General features: G+C 71.2%; 13 protein-coding genes. 4 read left to right on the top strand and 9 right to left on the bottom strand.

The features are described from left to right. Positions 1 to 159: 159 nt before the first annotated feature. Positions 160 to 2670: a tetratricopeptide repeat protein gene (locus EAO75_RS39325; protein WP_147999848.1), complete on the bottom strand. Its 2511-nt coding sequence runs from the start codon at positions 2668 to 2670 to the stop codon at positions 160 to 162. A 373-nt stretch (positions 2671 to 3043) separates the two neighbouring features. On the opposite strand from EAO75_RS39325, the gene EAO75_RS39335 reads away from it, so the two are divergent. Next, positions 3044 to 3856, top strand: a complete 813-nt coding sequence (locus EAO75_RS39335) for a pentapeptide repeat-containing protein (RefSeq protein ID WP_261989605.1) — start codon at positions 3044 to 3046, stop codon at positions 3854 to 3856. 38 nt (positions 3857 to 3894) lie between these two features. Next, positions 3895 to 4389, top strand: a complete 495-nt coding sequence (locus EAO75_RS39340; RefSeq protein ID WP_147999849.1) for a DUF2165 domain-containing protein — start codon at positions 3895 to 3897, stop codon at positions 4387 to 4389. Between the two features lie 7 nt (positions 4390 to 4396). On the opposite strand, the gene EAO75_RS39345 is transcribed toward EAO75_RS39340, so the two are convergent. The 4 genes from EAO75_RS39345 to EAO75_RS39360 all read right to left on the bottom strand — a co-directional run bounded on the left by EAO75_RS39345 (position 4397) and on the right by EAO75_RS39360 (position 9817). Beyond that, on the bottom strand, positions 4397 to 5560 hold the full coding sequence (locus EAO75_RS39345) for a DUF418 domain-containing protein (RefSeq protein ID WP_147999850.1): 1164 nt from the start codon (positions 5558 to 5560) through the stop codon (positions 4397 to 4399). Between the two features lie 93 nt (positions 5561 to 5653). Next, a complete protein-coding gene (locus tag EAO75_RS39350; protein WP_147999851.1) occupies positions 5654 to 6205 on the bottom strand; it encodes a hypothetical protein in 552 nt (183 codons plus the stop codon). Between the two features lie 124 nt (positions 6206 to 6329). Further along, positions 6330 to 8927 carry a bifunctional FO biosynthesis protein CofGH gene (locus EAO75_RS39355; RefSeq protein ID WP_147999852.1) on the bottom strand — a complete coding sequence of 866 codons (2598 nt, stop codon included), beginning with the start codon at positions 8925 to 8927 and terminating at the stop codon, positions 6330 to 6332. 38 nt (positions 8928 to 8965) lie between these two features. Beyond that, complete coding sequence (locus EAO75_RS39360) at positions 8966 to 9817, bottom strand: LLM class F420-dependent oxidoreductase (protein ID WP_147999853.1); 852 nt, start codon at positions 9815 to 9817, stop codon at positions 8966 to 8968. 221 nt (positions 9818 to 10038) lie between these two features. Between EAO75_RS39360 and EAO75_RS39365 the strand changes: the two genes are divergently transcribed. Beyond that, positions 10039 to 11556, top strand: a complete 1518-nt coding sequence (locus EAO75_RS39365) for a CehA/McbA family metallohydrolase (protein ID WP_147999854.1) — start codon at positions 10039 to 10041, stop codon at positions 11554 to 11556. A gap of 19 nt (positions 11557 to 11575) precedes the next feature. Here the strand turns inward: EAO75_RS39365 and EAO75_RS39370 are convergent, their stop codons facing one another. Beyond that, positions 11576 to 12403, bottom strand: a complete 828-nt coding sequence (locus EAO75_RS39370) for an endonuclease/exonuclease/phosphatase family protein (protein ID WP_147999855.1) — start codon at positions 12401 to 12403, stop codon at positions 11576 to 11578. A gap of 113 nt (positions 12404 to 12516) precedes the next feature. Here EAO75_RS39370 and EAO75_RS39375 point away from each other — a divergent pair, with 113 nt between their 5' ends. Further along, positions 12517 to 12912 carry a nitroreductase/quinone reductase family protein gene (locus tag EAO75_RS39375; protein WP_147999856.1) on the top strand — a complete coding sequence of 132 codons (396 nt, stop codon included), beginning with the start codon at positions 12517 to 12519 and terminating at the stop codon, positions 12910 to 12912. Positions 12913 to 12927: 15 nt separating this feature from the next. Here the strand turns inward: EAO75_RS39375 and EAO75_RS39380 are convergent, their stop codons facing one another. The 3 genes from EAO75_RS39380 to EAO75_RS39390 all read right to left on the bottom strand — a co-directional run bounded on the left by EAO75_RS39380 (position 12928) and on the right by EAO75_RS39390 (position 16972). After that, the gene (locus EAO75_RS39380; protein WP_147999857.1) at positions 12928 to 13719 is read right to left on the bottom strand and encodes an alpha/beta fold hydrolase; all 792 of its coding nucleotides are present in this window, start codon (positions 13717 to 13719) and stop codon (positions 12928 to 12930) included. Between the two features lie 62 nt (positions 13720 to 13781). Then, positions 13782 to 15245, bottom strand: coding sequence for an aldehyde dehydrogenase family protein (locus tag EAO75_RS39385; RefSeq protein WP_147999858.1), 1464 nt, complete (start codon positions 15243 to 15245; stop codon positions 13782 to 13784). After that, complete coding sequence (locus tag EAO75_RS39390) at positions 15242 to 16972, bottom strand: N-acyl-D-amino-acid deacylase family protein (RefSeq protein WP_147999859.1); 1731 nt, start codon at positions 16970 to 16972, stop codon at positions 15242 to 15244. The genes EAO75_RS39385 and EAO75_RS39390 overlap by 4 nt, the downstream gene beginning before the upstream one ends. Positions 16973 to 17024 lie beyond the last annotated feature (52 nt).

The following is a 17024-nucleotide window of genomic DNA, read 5'->3' on the forward strand; positions in this document are numbered from 1 at the left end:
GGCGCCAAGGTGCAGGTGCACAGCAGCCCGCTGCATGAGCGCCCAGGTGTACGTCGGCCTCCCCTGCAGGACCTGGCTCCAGGACGCGGAGGTACTCGCCGCGCAGGGCGAGGCTGCGGGGATCGTCAGGGACCAGGTCGAGGGCGCGGGACAGGTCGTTCACGGACGGCTCGTGGGTGGTGTTCGTCCGGTCAACAGCGCGGCGCCGTTGATCGTGTTGGTAGGCATGGGTTCGGCCAGGCGGGCCGCGAGGGTCTCGTCCGCCTCCGCCATGTCGTCCGCTCCGCGCCGGCGGTGAACGGCCGCCCGGCGTTCCAGGGCCCAGACGTATGAGGGGTTGAGCTCCACAGCGCGGTCGAGGTCGGTCAGTGCCTCCTCGTAGCGGCCGAGCTTGGACAGGGAGGCACCGCGGCTCGCGAACGCCGACGCGTACTCGGGGTCCAGAGCCAGGGCCCGGTCGTAGTCGACGAGGGCCTCCTCGTCACGTCCAGCCACGCGGAGTGCGTCGCCGCGCTCACAGCGTCCCCAGGCCCAGTCGGGTTGCAGGGCAAGGGCACGGTCGAGGTCGGTCAGTTGTCGCGCATGGTCCCGACGAGCGCGCCACAGGCGGGCTCGGCGAGCGAGTGCCCAGGCGTAGTCCGGCTTGAGTTCGAGGGCGCGGTTCAGATCCGCGAGGGCTTCGTCGAGTTCACCGCGACCGAGGCGGGCAGCGCCCCTGGAGGCCCACGCGAATTCCTGGTTCGGGTCGAGCCGGATGCCCCTGCCCAGGTCCCGGATCGCCTCGTCGTAGCGGCCCAGGATCCGCTGGTGCTCACCGCGCAGGAACACGTTGTACGGGTTGTCCGGCTCCAGTTCGAGAACCCTGCGGAGGTCGTCGAGGGCACCTCGGTAGTCGGCGAGCGCGCTGCGGGTCAGGACCTTGCCTCGGTAGGCCCGCACCAGGTCCGGATCGAGAGCGAGGGCCCGGTCGTACTCCTCCAGGGCCATCTGGTGGTCGCCACCCCGCGCCAGCACATCGCCCCGCGTCGCCCGTGCCCTCGCCAGCCACTCCTCGTCACCGCGGGCTCGGCGCAGCAGGAGCTGGAGGGCTTCGGCCGCTCCACCCTCCGTGTGTGCCTCCGCCAGCCCGTCTCCCCACATCCGTACCGCTTCCGCGTCGGCGTCCTCGCCGGCCTCGACGATGAGTCGCACCCACCTCCGCAGGACGTCGTCCCCGTAGTCACAGGCGGTGGCGACGTCGGTCAGGGCCATGGGCATCGCGGCACGGGGCCCAGCGCACAGGGAGTGATACATCTCTGCGAGCCGAAGCTCCCGCCAGTCCTCCTCTTTCCAGAACTCCCCTGGATCCAAATCGGCTTCGGCCTGCTCCCGCCACCTCGTGAACGCCTCCGCGATCCGTCTGTGGTGCTCCGTCCACCTCCTGGGCGACTGCCTGCGCTGCAACCTCAGCATCGGCGCGCGGACGAGGTCGTGGTACCGCATCCGGTTCCCCCGCTCGCTGACGAACGGCATCCCTTCCAGCCACGCGTACAGCTCGTCGAACTGCTCTTCCGGGCAGTCGATCACCGCACGGAACACATCCGCGTCCAGTGTGCGCGGCAGAGCACAGGCCAGTGCGGCCGCTCTGCGCACCGGATCCTGCTCCCACTTCAGGAACCGCTCCACGGCCGTTCCGCTCGGATCGTCCACGTCCTGAGGTTCGGCGGGGCGCGTCTGCGCGAGGGTGGAGACGAGTACCGGGAGGCCTCCGGTGAGCCGCAGCACCTCCGCGACGACCGGCTCGTCGCGCACGCCTTTGTCCGCGAGCAGGCCTCGCGCTTCCGCCTCCGTGAAGGGCCCGAGCGGTATGTCCGCCACGAAGTCCGCGAAGCCGCCCCAGCGGGTGGTGTCGAAAGGGTGCTGGCCGGCGGTGACCACAATGACCGTGGCGGGCAGCGCGCCGTGCCGGTCAGTCGTCATCAGCTCGTGCAGCCACCCGTCGAGGAACGCCCCCGTCCGCTCGTACGTGTCGAAGAACAGGACAATCCACGGAGCCGCCGATGCCACCTCGGACAGCTCGGTGAGCAGCACCGGTGTGAGCACGCGCTCCGGCGACAGCACCAGTTGCACGTCGTCCTGACTACGGAAGCGGGAACTGAGCCCCGCCCGCACACGGTCGGCGCCTTGTGCGAGTTGGGCCGCGTCCAGTGCCCCGGCGAAGGCACCGACCCCCGGCACCATGCCCAGCCCCACCAGCCCGGCCCGCATCACCGCCGTACTGCCGGCCGAAGGTGCCTGCGGCGCCGGCTCCAGCGCGGCGACAGCGGCCTCCGCCTCATGCCGTCGTTCCCGATGAGCGGCGAGCAACCGTTCAAGTTCCTTGAACTTGTGGCCCTGAGCGGCGAATTGGCGACTGATCGCCGCCATCGCTTCCGGCACGCTGCCGACGGTCTCGTCGACGTATGCGGTCAGCGCGCCCTTCTCCCGGGCCAATTGCTCCAATTCCCTTACCASGAAGGTCTTTCCAACCCCTGCGTTCCCGTGCACATGAAACAGGAACCGATGCCGCTCGTCCTCCGGCGGAACGTCGAAGTTCCCCCGGAACGCCGCCCGTTCAGCTCCCCGCCCCACGAACCCGGCCCGCCTGCGCTGCCGGATCAGCTCCTGCATCGACGGCCGCGCCTGCGCCATCCGAGGTCCCCTCTCCTTCGCCGACCGCCTCCCCTCATTCTGGCTCAACTCCCTTGATGCGCGCGGCGAGTGGGGGTCGTGTGAACCCGACCGATCTCCTTTGTCCCTCAGGCCACTGTCGGTTCAAATGGCATCCATGACGAGAGGCATACCGCGGGCGGGGGCACGGAGCCGGCAACTTCGGAGGATCGCGGACCGTCGGGCGCGAGCGGGTCGGCAGACCGGGCAGAGCCCGGCAGCTCCGCTGGGAGCGCGTCGCCCGGGACACCGCCGCAGGGCACCGCAGCGGAGCAGCACCGGCGTCGTGTCGGGAACGGCGGCCGAAGTGCCCACAGAGGGAGGGGGTTGGGGACAGCGGGCGGTTTTCGTCGCGATGATGCTCCCCGGGGTCGCCGCGGTCGCGACGCTCCTCTTCACCTGGGTGTCTGTATCGCAGGTGTCCGAAGAGCTGACCATCTCCGAGCAGGGGCAGATCGCGGACCGGTACGACAAGGCCATGGAACGGCTGGACCACGGATCCGCCAACATCCGCAGAGGGGCGATCTTCTCCCTCCAGGGCATCATGGAGGACTCTCCGCGCCAGCAGCCGGCCGTGATCTACGCGTTGGCCGAGTACATCCGCAGCCACGCCATCAAGAAACCTTCAAAGGCGGACAAGGCTCCCGACATCGAGGCGGCACTGTCCGTGCTCGGCCAGCGCGACCCCGCCCACGACGGTGACCGCCCCATCGACCTCAGAGGCGTGCAGCTGGCCGGCGTCGATCTTCACGGAGCCGACCTGAGCCGGGCGAACCTCGCCGGCGCAGTCCTCTCCCACGGCAACCTGGAAAGCGCGGAACTCTCCGGCGCGGACCTTCGTGGCGCTTCGCTGAGCGGGACGATCCTGACAGGTGCCGACCTTTCCGGTGCGAACCTCGGCGCTGCCGCCCTCAACGACGCGGTCCTGATCGAGGCGAACCTGTCCAGCGCCCGCCTGGACTCCGCCCAGTTGAAATCCGCCGACCTGGAGAAGGCGGACCTGCGCAACGCCTCTCTCCACAAGACGGACCTACGGGAGGCGGACCTGACGGACGTGAAGCTGGACGGAGCGGACCTGACCAGCGTGCGTCGTCCGGAAGGGGATCTGCCGACATCGAGCCCGACCCCCACTCCGCCGCGCCAACTCCCGACGGAACTGGCTCAATGAGTTCCGAACACAGCGCCCGCACAGGGAAGATGACCACCATGTCAACCACACCCCCACGCCCCGCACTCCACGTCGCCGCCACCCTCCTCACCGCGACCGTCGCCCTCTACATCGCCCTCGTCGCCTTCGGGAACATCACCGACTTCGGGACGAACCAGCAGTTCGTACGGCACGTCCTGGCGATGGACACCACGTTCAAGGACGACGACCTGATGTGGAGAGCCGTCACCAGCAAGGGACTTCAGGACGCGGCGTACGTCGCGATCATCGTCTGGGAGACCCTCGCCGCCCTCGTCCTCATATTCGGCACCTGGCTCTGGTTCCGCCGCGACGACGCCCGCGCCCGCCGCTTCTCCACGTACGGCCTGCTGATGCTGATGCTGCTCTTCGGCGTCGGGTTCATCGCGATCGGCGGTGAGTGGTTCTCGATGTGGCAGTCCGGGGACTGGAACGGGCTGGACGCGGCGACCCGGGTGTTCCTGTTCAGCGGGATCGTGCTGATCGTCAACCACCTGCCGCAGAAAGACAATTGACACTTCGTCAGTGGCGCAGGGCCCATTTCTGGACCGACTCCAGGGGCCCTGCCGAAAATCGCCGCAGCCACAGCGTGGAGCCCACCATGAGCACCGCGCAGACCGCCACCCACAGGCCCACGACCCACCACGGCCCCGAGTCGCCCAGCCGTTCCGCCAGGCCGAGGCCGATGCCGTAGGAGACCAGGACGCACAGCACGTTCTGGAGGACGTAACCGGACAGGGCCGTCCGGCCGACGGAGGACAGGCCCGTCATCAGCGGGCCCGGCCGGCGTACTCGGTCCACCACCGCGCCGATCAGGCCGATGTACCCGAGCGCCAGCAGCGGGGCGGCGCCGTACCTGGCCAGCAGGACCAGGTCCGGGCCGCCCAGCGTCGCCGCGACGTTGAGGGGCAGCCCGAGGCCCAGCCCCCACGCCAGCAGGCGGGACCGAAGCCGGCGTCCCTTCTCGTCCGCGCCGAACGCCCCCGCTCGGAACAGCCGTACGCCGAGCAGGAAGAGGAAGAGCAGGAGGAAGAAGGTCAGCACCGGTTCCATGCGCAGCGCTATCGCGTTCTCCAGGCGGAAGGCGATCTGGTCCGCGTAGCTGCCGTGGGCGTACAGGTCCACGACCTCACGGGAGACCGTGCCGCCCGAGTCGTCGTCCGCCAAAGTCAGGGCCGCCGTCAGCAGGCCGATCACCGTCAGATGGATGCCCGCCGCCCACCACATCACCCGCCGCTGCGCACGCTCCGAGCGGGTCAGCAGCCGGGCGACGAGGAGTGCGGTGACCGCGTATCCCATCAGTACGTCCCACGCGAAGACCAGCACGAAGTGCACCGTGCCCTCGGCGAACAGGAACAGCGCCCGCCACCGGTAGCGCCCCGGCCACGGCTGCCCGCGCCGCTCCGCCGAGGCGTACTGGATGGCCAGCCCCACGCCGAACAGGATCGTCAGCAGCGACAGGAACTTGCCGTTCGCCAGCACGCTGAACGTGCCTACGACAGCCCCCGTGGACATCCCGGACTGCAGGGCTCCCCACTCCGCGCCCGGACCGGTGAAGATCCAGACGTTCGTCATGAGCGTGCCGAGGATGGCCACTCCGCGTAGTACGTCGAGGAGGGGAAGCCGTCGTCCGGTGGGCTGCGCAGACTCCGATGCCAGCGGGATCGTCGCGTCCGTGTGCGTCATGCATTCATCGTCACGGCGGAATCGGCCCGGATCGTCGTGAGTGGAGCCGAATCCGCCCTACATCGAAGGATGCAGAGGACCCTTACGGCTCTCCTACTTGACCACGACGACCTTCGTGCCCGTCTCCCCGAACGTCCACAACGACTCCCCGTCCGCCGCGCGCATCCGGATCCCGCCGGTCTGCTTGCCCCCGGCGGGCGGGGGCGAGGAGCCGTCCACGGCGTTGGAGAAGGCTATGGAGATGCCGGACTTCGCGGCGAAGTAGAGGATGTTCTCGATCTGCACGCCGTCCGAGCCGGTGGTGGCCATGTTGCGCGACGACACGGTGTAGGAGCCGGGGTCCGGGCTCACCGTGCCCGGCCAGACGGCGAACGTACGGCGGGCCGCGTCACTCGCGTCGACCAGCCAGACCCGCTTCCCGCCGAGGGAGTAGACGACCCGGCGTCCGGTGCCCGAGCCGTCCGGTACGGCCACCGGTCCGGTGGACTTCGTCGGGGCGGGGCTCGCGCCGCCCGGCGCCGACGCGCTCGGGCGGGCCTTCGCGGCCGTCGGGTGCGGCCCCTTCTCGGCCTGCACGGCGAGGACGGCGACGGCGGCTATCGCGCCCACCGTCAGACCGGTCACCCAGACCTTGGAAGCAGGCACGGGCACGCATCTCCTCGGCTACGGAAAAGCTATGGAAGCGACGGAAAGCTGTGGAACCACCCCCTCCAGCGGGGGTCGGATCATCGTACCGACCCCCGCGACACGGTCCTGCTCCGTCTCCGTCTCAGTCCAGCACCGGCAACAGCTCGGGCAGATGCCCGTCCGAGGCCGCCGCCGCCCGCTGCCGTTCCTCCGGCACCTCGCCGTACAGGGTGGTGCGCGGCTTCGCCGGACGCCCCGCGGCCTCGGCGACGGCCACCAGGTCGCGTACCGACTTGTAGGAGCCGTACGACGAACCCGCCATCCGGGAGATCGTCTCCTCCATCAGCGTGCCGCCGAGGTCGTTGGCGCCGGAGCGCAGCATCTCGGCCGCGCCCTCCGTGCCGAGCTTCACCCAGCTCGTCTGGATGTTGGGGATGTGCGGGTGCAGCAGGAGGCGGGCCATCGCCGTGACCGCCCGGTTGTCCCGGATCGTCGGGCCGGGGCGCGCGATGCCCGCCAGGTACACCGGCGCGTTGGTGTGGATGAACGGCAGGGTCACGAACTCCGTGAAGCCGCCCGTGCGTTCCTGGATGCCGGCCAGGGTGCGCAGATGGCCGAGCCAGTGGCGGGGCTGGTCGACATGGCCGTACATCATCGTCGACGAGGACCGGATGCCGAGTTCGTGGGCCGTCGTGATCACTTCGATCCACGTCGCCGCCGGCAGCTTGCCCTTGGTCAGGACCCAGCGGACCTCGTCGTCGAGGATCTCGGCGGCGGTCCCGGGGACGGAGTCCAGCCCGGCTTCCTTGGCCGCCGTCAGCCACTCGCGGATGGACATGCCGGTGCGGGTCGCGCCGTTGACGACCTCCATGGGCGAGAAGGCGTGCACGTGCATGCCGGGCACCCGCTCCTTCACCGCCTTCGCGATGTCGAAGTACGCCGTCCCGGGCAGATCGGGGTGGATGCCGCCCTGCATGCAGACCTCCACCGCGCCCACCTCCCACGCCTGCTGGGCGCGGTCGGCGACCTGGTCGAGGGAGAGCGTGTAGGCGTCGGCGTCCGTGCGGCGCTGCGCGAAGGCGCAGAAGCGGCAGCCCGTGTAGCAGACGTTGGTGAAGTTGATGTTCCGCGTGACGATGTACGTCACGTCGTCGCCGACCGCCGATTTACGGACGTCGTCCGCCACCCGGCACAGCGCGTCCAGCGCCGGGCCGTCCGCGTGCAGCAGCGCCAGCGCCTCGGCGTCGGTGAGCCGGGTCGGGTCGTCGGCCGCGGTCGCCAGTGCCTGGCGTACGTCCGTGTCGATGCGCTCCGGCACCATCCCGGGCGCGGCGGCCTCGCGCAGGGCGCCCCAGTCGCCGTACACCTCGTCGAAGTCGTCGCGGCGGTCGGTCGTACGGCCCTCGGTGTCGATGGTGGCGTGCAGGTCTGTACGGCCGGAGGGCACGAACGCCTCCTCCGGTTCCTGCCAGGGGTGCCCCTCGACCACGGCGTCGGGGCGCGCGAGGCCCGTCTGCGGGTCGGCCAGCGCCCGTACGTGCGGACGCAGCCGCGGGTCCAGCCAGGGCTCGCCGCGCTGGACGAACTCCGGGTAGACGCAGAGGCGTTCGCGCAGCTCGAAGCCGGCGTCCGCGGACTGCCGCGTCAGCTCCTCGATCTGCGGCCAGGGGCGTTCGGGGTTGACGTGGTCGATGGTGAGCGGGGAGACGCCGCCCCAGTCGTCGATGCCGGCCGCGATCAGGCGGGCGTACTCGCTGTCGACGAGGTTGGGCGGGGCCTGGATGTTGCCGGCCGGGCCCATGATGAGCCGGGCGACGGCGACCGCGGCGACCAGTTCGTCCAGTTCCGCGTCCGGCATGCCGCGCATCGCGGTGTCCGGCTTGGCGCGGAAGTTCTGGATGATCAGTTCCTGGATGCTGTGGTACGACCGCGAGATCTTGCGGAGCGCGAAGAGGGACTCGGCCCGCTCCTCGTACGTCTCGCCGATGCCGATCAGGATCCCGGAGGTGAAGGGGACCGACGAGCGGCCCGCGTCCTCCAGGACCCGCAGGCGCACGGCCGGTTCCTTGTCGGGGGAGCCGTGGTGCGGGCCGCCGGGCTCGGACCACAGGCGGGTCGCGGTCGTCTCCAGCATCATGCCCATCGACGGGGCGACCGGCTTCAGGCGCTGGAAGTCGGTCCAGGTCATCACGCCCGGGTTGAGGTGGGGCAGCAGGCCCGTCTCCTCCAGGATCCGGATGGAGATGGCGCGGACGTAGGCGATGGTGTCGTCGTAGCCGTGCGCGTCCAGCCACTCCCGCGCCTCGGGCCAGCGGTCCTCCGGCTTGTCGCCGAGGGTGATGAGGGCTTCCTTGCAGCCGAGGGCCGCGCCCTTGCGGGCGATGTCGAGGACCTCGTCCGGGGACATGAACATCCCGTGCCCGGCGCGGCGCAGCTTGCCGGGCACCGTGACGAAGGTGCAGTAGTGGCACTTGTCCCGGCACAGCCGGGTGAGGGGGATGAAGACGCTCTTCGAGTACGTGATCACGCCGGGCCGGCCGGCGGCCTCCAGGCCCGCGTCACGCACCCGGGCGGCGGACGCGGCGAGGTCGTCGAGCGCCTCGCCGCGGGCCTGGAGCAGTACGGCCGCCTCGGACACGTCGAGCGCGACACCGTCCCGGGCGCGTTTGAGGGCGCGACGCAGGGAGTTCTCGGTCGGGCCAGGTGTCGAGCCGGTTCCGGAGGTCGCGGAAGTCGTCATTCTTCGAGCATACGGTCGACTTGATCAGGGCCGGGAGGTCAGTCGAGGAAGGCCGCGTAGCCGTCCAACGCCCGCAGAACCTCCGCCTCCCCGGCCGGGGGCAACTGGACCACGACCTCCTCGATCCCGAGCTCCGCGTAGTGCGCGAGCTTGCCGGGGCTGGGGAACACGGCGTACGGCACGACCTGGAGAGCGTTCGGGTCGCGCCCGGCGTCCGCCCAGACCGCCCGCAGCCGGGGTAGGGATTCGGACAATCCGCGCCCACCGATCGGCAGCCATCCGTCGGCGTACTCGCTGATGTGCGCGAAGAGCTTCGGGCCGGCCGCACCGCCGATGAGCGTGCGGGGACCGTTGACTTTCGACCCGCGCGGCTTCTGTACGGGTTTGGGATAGGCGAAACTCGCCCGTACCGACCCGAACTCCCCCTCGTACGCCACGGGTTCGTCCGCCCACAGGGCCCGCATCAGCGCCATCCGGTCCCGGACGAGTTCGCGCCGCGTCCGCCACTCCACCCCGTGGTCGGCGGCCTCCTCGACGTTCCAGCCGAAGCCCAGCCCGAGGGTGAACCGGCCGCCGGACAGATGGTCCAGGGTCGCGATCTGCTTCGCCAGGTCGATCGGGTCGTGCTGGGCGACCAGCGTGATGCCGGTGCCGAGCCCGAGCCGTTCGGTGACGGCGGCGGCCTGGCCGAGGGCGACGAAGGGGTCGAGGGTGCGGCCGTACTCGGGCGGCAGGTCACCGCCCGCCGGGTACGGAGTGACCCGCTCGACGGGGATATGGGTGTGCTCGGGCAGATACAGCCCGGCGAACCCCCGCTGCTCCAGCTCACGGGCGAGCCGGAGCGGGGTGATGGTCTCGTCGGTGAGGAAGATCGTCACGGAGATGCGCATGACCGCATCTGTACCGCGTGAACGCCACGATGTCCATACCGACCGGTCGGCCTAAATCGATCCCCCGCGACCGGCCGGGCTTCGTCAGCTGACGATCGGCTGGTGATTGGCTGCCGATTCCCTTCCCTTGCCCGGCCGTTCACGGCTCAATACGACAGTTGCACGCACCACCACTGCACCACCCATGCCCTGTCACGCACGACGACCTGGGGAGCAGCAGCATGTGCGAGGACAACCACGCCGGCCTGGGCAGACGCGCCCTGTTCGTGACGGGCGCCGCGGCCGCGCTTACGTTGGGAAACGTGACCTTTGCGAGAGGGGCGGACGACATGCACGACGCCGAGACCCGTACGGTCCGCGGGACACTGCCGCCCGGAGCGCCCGACTTCGTGTACCTGCCCGTCGAAGTCCCCGACGGGGTCCGGGAGATCAAGGTTTCCTACACCTACGACCGGCCCTCCGTCCCGGCCGGCACCACGGGCAACGGCCTCGACATCGGCATCTTCGACCAGCACGGCACCGAGCTCGGCGGCAAGGGCTTCCGGGGCTGGTCGGGCGGTGCGCGCACGGAGTTCTTCATCCGCGCGGACGACGCCACGCCGGGCTACATCCCCGGGCGGATCGAGGAAGGCACCTGGCAGATCGCCCTCGGCCCCTACACGGTGGCGCCGCAGGGACTGAACTACGAGGTCACGATCACGCTGACCTACGGCGAGCAGGCCGAGGCCGCCCGGCCGGTGTACCCGCCGGAGCGGGCCAAGGGCCGGGGCCGCGCCTGGTACCGGGGCGACTGCCATCTGCACTCCTGGTACTCGGACGGCCGCCGCACCCCCGCGGAGATCGCGGCGCTCGCACGCGAGGCCGGCCTGGACTTCATCAACAGCTCGGAGCACAACACGCACTCGGCGCACGCGCACTGGGCCGACGTGGCGGGCGACGACCTGCTCGTGATGCTGGGCGAGGAGGTCACGACGCGCAACGGCCACGTGGTGGCCCTCGGGGTCGAGCCGGGCACGTTCATCGACTGGCGCTACCGGGCCCGCGACAACCGCTTCGGCAAGTTCGCCCGCCAGATCCGCCGCTCCGGCGGCCTGGTCGTGCCCGCCCACCCGCACGCCACCTGCGTCGGCTGCAACTGGAAGTTCGGCTTCGGCGAGGCGGACGCGGTCGAGGTCTGGAACGGCCCGTGGACGCCGGACGACGAGGTGGCCCTGGCGGACTGGGACGGCATGCTGGTGGCGTCCACCCGCGACAAGGGCCGCGACTGGATCCCGGCGATGGGCAACAGCGACGCCCACCGCAGCCCGGACCCGGTCGGCTCCCCGCAGACGGTCGTCCTCGCCGACGACCTGACCCGCGAGGCGATCCAGGAGGGCATCCGCGCGGGCCGCTCCTACATCGCCGAGTCCAAGAACGTCTCCCTGACCTTCACGGCCTCGGGCGGCCGCGCCGAACAGGCGGGCATCGGCGAGCGGCTGGAGGTCGGCCCGAAGACCCCGGTCACGGTCCGCCTGGAGGTCTCGGGCGCCCCGCGCTGCGTGGTCCGTTTCGTCACCGACCAGGGCGTCCTGTTCACGAGCGCCCCTCTGCCGGTGACGGGTTCGGGCGTCGTGGAGTGGCGTACGACGCCGTCGTACGCGGCCTATGTACGAGCGGAACTGCGCCACGAGGCGGCGGTGGGCCCCCTGCCGGGAGCCCTGGCGGCCTTCACGAACCCGATCTTCCTGGGGCGTTCGTAGGCACGAGTGCGACGCGCCGTCAGTCCGACGGCGCGTCGCCCAGGTCGGCGACGACGGCCGCGTGGTCGGACGGCCAGATGCCGTCGACCGGGCCGTCTCCCGCCCGCCGCGCCCCCCGCACATGCCCCAGGCCGCCGAGGCCGGGCGGGCCCACGTGGATGTAGTCGATCCGCACGCTCGGCTCCAGGCCGGCCGCGACGTAGGGGTTGGCGCGGTCCCAGGTGACGGCGGGGGCGTCCGGGTCGGCGTACTGCCAGGCGTCGAAGAAGACCTGGCCGGGCACGACCGGGGCGGTGCGGTAGCCGCCGAAGAGGCGGATCTCGTCGGAGTCCGGCCAGGCGTTGAAGTCGCCGGTGACGATCATCGGAAAGGGCGTGTCGCCCCGGTTCTCGGCGACGAACTCGGCGAGCGCGGTGACCTGCCGGCAGCGCACCGCCGAGGCGTGCAGGGCGGAGGTGAGGTGGGTGGTGAAGAACGGGATGTCGTACGAGGGCGTGGTCAGGCGGGTGAAGAGGGCGAGGCGGCCGTCGTCGACGTCGGCGGGGGCGGGCAGGCGCAGCGTGCGCTGAGCGGTCACCGGCCAGCGGCTCAGCACGGCGTTGCCGATGTCGACCGTGGGGTCGCCGATCCGCCGGCGCCAGCGGTCGGGGGCCGGTGAGGGGGCCCAGGCCCAGTGCATGCCGAGCTCGCGGGCCAGCCACTCGGCCTGGTTCTCGCCGTTCGCCGCCCACACCTCCTGCAGGCCCACGACGTCGGGGCGCAGGTCGCGCAGCACGGCGAGGACGGCCTTCTGCCGGTCCTCCCAGGGCCCGAAGCGCCACCACAGGTTCCAGGTCACCACGCGCATGGGGCACCGTCTCTCGTAGTGGAACCGTTCGAGGTCCCGCTGCTCGTTCGATCCCCCCGGTGAGAGACATTGAAATGCATCAGCACCATGACGAGACAGGAGACCCGCGAACCATGTCGCGCGGCAGTGCAGAGACCAGGTACCGGAACGTCAGGGCCTTCCAGCGGCGGCTCAACGCAGTGATGCGCCGGCTGCCGACCCAGACCCTGCTGGAGACCACGGGCCGCGCCTCCGGCCTGCCCCGCCGCACACCGCTCGGCGGACGCCGGGTCGGGGACTCCTTCTGGCTGGTGTCGGAGTTCGGGGAGCGGTCCCAGTACGTGCGCAACATCAAGGCCGATCCGCGGGTGCGGGTGCGGATCAAGGGGCGCTGGCACACCGGCACGGCCCACCTGCTTCCCGACGACGACCCGATCGCCCGCCTGCGCGGCCTGCCCCGGTTCAACAGCGCCGGGGTGCGCACCTTCGGGGCGGACCTGCTGACGATCCGGGTGGACCTCACCGACTGACGCCTACGGCACCGGTCAGGCGGCCGGTGCCCGTTCGCACAGCTCCGTCACCAGCCGTGCGACGTCCTGCGGTGCCCGCAGCGTCGGGAAGTGGTCGCAGTCCGGGTGCCGGACCAGCAGGCAGCCGGGGATGGCCTCGGCCATGGCCTCGTTGCAGCGGATCACCTCGGGCTGGTCCTTCTCGCCGAGCAGGAGCGTGCAGGGCAGGTCGAGCTCGCCGAGCCGCCCGAAGGCCGGGGCGCCCTCGGTCTCGTGCCCGTACGTCGTGAACCAGGCCGGAATCGCCGCCCGCAGCAGGGTCTCGGCCTCGGGGTCGGGGTCGGGGCCCGCCGCGCCCCACACCCGGGCCGCGAGCGCGATCAGGCCGTCCATGTCACGGGCCGTCGCCAGCCGGCCGATCTCCTCGGTCAGCTCCGGCACCTCCAGGCCCTCGTATCCGGCGACGCCGGGCGCGAACAGGCCCAGGGCCGCCACCCGCCCTGGATCGTCCAGCGCCAGGTCGATGGCCGTGCGGGCGCCCATGCTGGAGCCGACCAGGACCGCTCGGCGCACCTCGAAGTGGTCCAGCACGCTCCTGAGGTCCTCGGCCTGGGAGTAGGAGACCGTGGGCGCCGGCGAGTTCCCGAAGCCGCGGGCGTCGTACCGGATCACCCGATGTCCGGCGGGGAGGCCGGGCAGGACCGGCTCCCACAGCCGGGAGTCACCGACCCCCGAGTGCAGCAGCACAACCGGCGGCCGCGCCCCGTCGTCCGACCCCGAGTCCTGCGCCCAGACCTCGCCGCCCTTGACCTGCACCATGTGTCCCATACGGCAGACTCTGCCCGCCTCGCCGCCCGGGCGACAGTCACCGTCCGGTCAATCCCCGCGGCTCACCCCGGCCAGACGATCGCCTGCACCTCGCTGTAGGCGTGCAGGGCGTACGACCCGACGTCGCGCCCCACCCCGCTCTGCTTGAACCCGCCGAACGGCGCCTCCATGTTGCGCCCGACGGTGTTGACCCCGACCCCGCCGGCCCGCAGCCGCCGCGCGACCCGGAAGGCGCGGGCGACGTCACCGGACCAGACGTAGTCGATCAGCCCGTAGTCGGTGTCGTTGGCGAGGGCGATGCCCTCTTCCTCCTCCTCGAAGGGGATCACGCAGACGACCGGCCCGAAGATCTCCTCCCGGGCGACCCGCATGTCGTTGGTGCAGTCCGCGAGGAGGGTCGGCGCGACATAGAACCCCCGCTCGTACGGCGGCCGTTCACCTCCGGCCACCACCACGGCGCCTTCCTTGCGGCCGGTCTCCACATGCGACTCCACCCGGTCCCGGTGCTCGGCCGAGATCACCGGCCCGACGACCGTGGACGCCTCGCGCGGATCCCCGACCGTCAACCGCCCCGCATACGCCGACAGTTGCTCGACGAGCCGGTCGTACACGCCCCGCTGCGCCAGCACCCGCGTCGGCGCGGTGCAGATCTGCCCGCTGTAGAAGGAGAACGTCGTCCCGATCCCGGCCACCGCCGACCCGAGGTCTGCGTCGTCGAAGACGAGGGCCGCGCCCTTCCCGCCGAGCTCCATCAACTGCCGTTTCATGTCCCGCCCGCACGCCTCGGCGATGCGCTGCCCGACGGCCGTGGACCCGGTGAAGCTCACCATGTCGACGTCCGGGGACGACACTGCGGCCTCACCGACCTCCACGCGGCGCCCGGAGACCACGTTCACCACACCCGCCGGCACGCCCGCCGCCTCCAGGGCCTCCGCCATCCGGTAGACGGACAGCGGATCCTGCGGGGCGGGCTTCACGACCACGGTGTTGCCCATGGCCAGCGCGGGCGCGATCTTGCCCGCCGGATTGGCCCAGGGGTTGTTGTACGAGGTGATGCAGGTGACCACCCCGACGGGCTGCCGCACAGCCAGCGCACCCATGACACCGGCCTTCCCCATCGGCCCGGCCTCGTTGATCTGCGGCGCGACGGCCCACTCGGCGGGCTCCACGCGCGCGTAGCGCCGGAACCGGGCCGCCCCGACACCGACCTGCATGGCGCGGGCCGTGCCCGTGGTCGCGCCGGTCTCGGCCTGGGCCAGTTCGGCGTACGGCACGAAGTGGGCGTGGATGATGTCCGCCGCCCGCGCCAGCACGGCCGCCCGCTCCTCAGGCGCCGTGCGCGACCACGCCCCGAAGGCCTCGCGGGCCGCGGCACAGGCCGCGAGCACCTGATCCGGCGAGGCCTCCGGAGCCCGCCCGACGGTCTCCTCGGTGGCCGGATCGATGACGGCGTAGTCGCCACCGTCCGGCTCGACCCAGGAGCCCCCCACGAACAACCGCTGCCGACCGCCGCCCTGGCCGCTCACCTCGTGGCCACCGTCCTGGTGTCCCGCCCCGAGCGCAGCACACGCCCCGGCACGGCCCCGCTCACCACGTCGTCCCGGATCGCCTCGACCCCGTTGACCCACACGGCCCGTACTCCGATCGCCTTGGAGTCCAGCCGTGGGCTGTCGCCCGGCAGGTCGTGCACCAGGGTGGCCTTGCCGGCGTCGATCCGCTCCGGGTCGAAGAGCACCAGGTCCGCATGGAAGCCCTCCTGGATCCGGCCGCGCTCGCGCAGCCCGAAGAGCCGTGCGGGGTCGTCCGTCAGCATCTTCACGGCCTGCTCCAGGCTCGCGAGGCCGCGCCCGCGCAGACAGTCACCGAGGAACCGGGTCGTGTACGGCGCCCCGCACATCCGGTCCAGATGCGCCCCGGCGTCCGAGCCGCCGAGCATGACGTCCTCGTGCTGCCAGGCCTCGGCGCGCATGGCCCAGGACGCGGGGTCGTTGTCGGTGGGCATGGGCCACAGGACCGTCCGCAGATCGTCGGCGGCGCAGATCTCCACCAGGCACTCGAAGGGTTCCTGGCCGCGTTCGCGGGCGATGTCGTCCACGACCCGCCCGGTCAGCCCGCGGTTGGCCTCGCTGTAGGTGTCGCCGATGACGTACCGCCCGAAGTTGGTCAGCCGCCGGAAGACACCGGCCTCCTTGGACCCGGCGTGCCGGAGCAGCTCGACTTGCACATCGGGGTCACGAAGCCTCGCGATCCGCTCGGGCACGGGCAACCCGAGGACGGGCCCCCACCCGGGGATCAGGTTCAGTGCGCAGAACGTGCCCAGCGACATGTTCATCGGCGTGAGGATCGGCATGGTCAGCGCCACGACCCGGCCGCCCGCCTTGCGCGCCTGCTCACTGGCCAGCAACTGCCGGGGCACCCGCTCGGGAACCGCCGAGTCGATGGTCAGCACGTTCCAGTTCAGGGGCCGCCCGGCGGCGGCGCTCATCTCCACGAACAGGTCGATCTCGGCGTCGCTGAACTGATCCAGACAGCCCGCGACGATCGCCTCGATCTGTGTGCCCTCGTGCTCACCCACGGCCTTCGACAGCGCGAGCAGCTCGGCGGGCCCGGCGTGCCGGGAGGCCACCGGCTTCCCGTCGCCGTCGGAGTGGGTGGAGGACTGGGTGGTGGAGAACCCCCAGGCACCGGCGTCCATGGCGTCGTGGAAGAGCCGGAGCATGGCGGCCAGCTGCTCGTCGGTGGGCTGCCCGCCGATCGCGTCGGGCCCCATGACGTACCGCCTGAGCGCGCAATGCCCCACCATGAAGCCCGCGTTGACCGCGATCCGCCCTTCGAGCGCGTCCAGATATTCCCCGAACGAACTCCAGCTCCAGGGCGCCCCCTCCTCCAACGCCACCAGCGACATGCCCTCGACCTTGGACATCATGCGACGGGTGTAGTCGGCGTCGTCGGGACGGGACGGGTTCAGCGGCGCAAGCGTGAACCCGCAGTTCCCGCCGGCGACGGTCGTCACCCCGTGGTTCAACGAGGGCGTCGCATAGGGATCCCAGAACAGCTGGGCGTCGTAGTGGGTATGGGGGTCGACGAAGCCGGGGGCGAGGACGAGCCCGGTGGCGTCCTCGCTGGTGCGGGCCTCTTCGGTGACGGTGCCGATGACGGCGATACGACCGTCGCGTATGCCGACGTCAGCGGTGTAGCCGGGCGCACCCGTCCCATCGACGACGCTGGCGCCTTTGATGACGTGATCGAGCATGGGCTCGCCTCCTGGAGCTGCGGTGATCCGACCTACCCAGGGGTGCGGGGCA

The organism is Streptomyces sp. UW30, from assembly GCF_008042075.1.
Lineage (GTDB): Bacteria > Actinomycetota > Actinomycetes > Streptomycetales > Streptomycetaceae > Streptomyces.

Excerpts from the sequence above, each read along its gene's own strand:
- EAO75_RS39365 (WP_147999854.1), top strand. The coding sequence starts at position 10,039 with ATGTGCGAGGACAACCACGCCGGCCTGGGCAGACGCGCCCTGTTCGTG.
- EAO75_RS39375 (WP_147999856.1), top strand. The coding sequence starts at position 12,517 with ATGTCGCGCGGCAGTGCAGAGACCAGGTACCGGAACGTCAGGGCCTTC.
- EAO75_RS39345 (WP_147999850.1), bottom strand. The coding sequence starts at position 5,560 with ATGACGCACACGGACGCGACGATCCCGCTGGCATCGGAGTCTGCGCAG.
- EAO75_RS39360 (WP_147999853.1), bottom strand. The coding sequence starts at position 9,817 with ATGCGCATCTCCGTGACGATCTTCCTCACCGACGAGACCATCACCCCG.
- EAO75_RS39370 (WP_147999855.1), bottom strand. The coding sequence starts at position 12,403 with ATGCGCGTGGTGACCTGGAACCTGTGGTGGCGCTTCGGGCCCTGGGAG.
- EAO75_RS39380 (WP_147999857.1), bottom strand. The coding sequence starts at position 13,719 with ATGGGACACATGGTGCAGGTCAAGGGCGGCGAGGTCTGGGCGCAGGAC.
- EAO75_RS39335 (WP_261989605.1), top strand. The coding sequence starts at position 3,044 with ATGATGCTCCCCGGGGTCGCCGCGGTCGCGACGCTCCTCTTCACCTGG.
- EAO75_RS39390 (WP_147999859.1), bottom strand. The coding sequence starts at position 16,972 with ATGCTCGATCACGTCATCAAAGGCGCCAGCGTCGTCGATGGGACGGGT.
- EAO75_RS39355 (WP_147999852.1), bottom strand. The coding sequence starts at position 8,927 with ATGACGACTTCCGCGACCTCCGGAACCGGCTCGACACCTGGCCCGACC.
- EAO75_RS39340 (WP_147999849.1), top strand. The coding sequence starts at position 3,895 with ATGTCAACCACACCCCCACGCCCCGCACTCCACGTCGCCGCCACCCTC.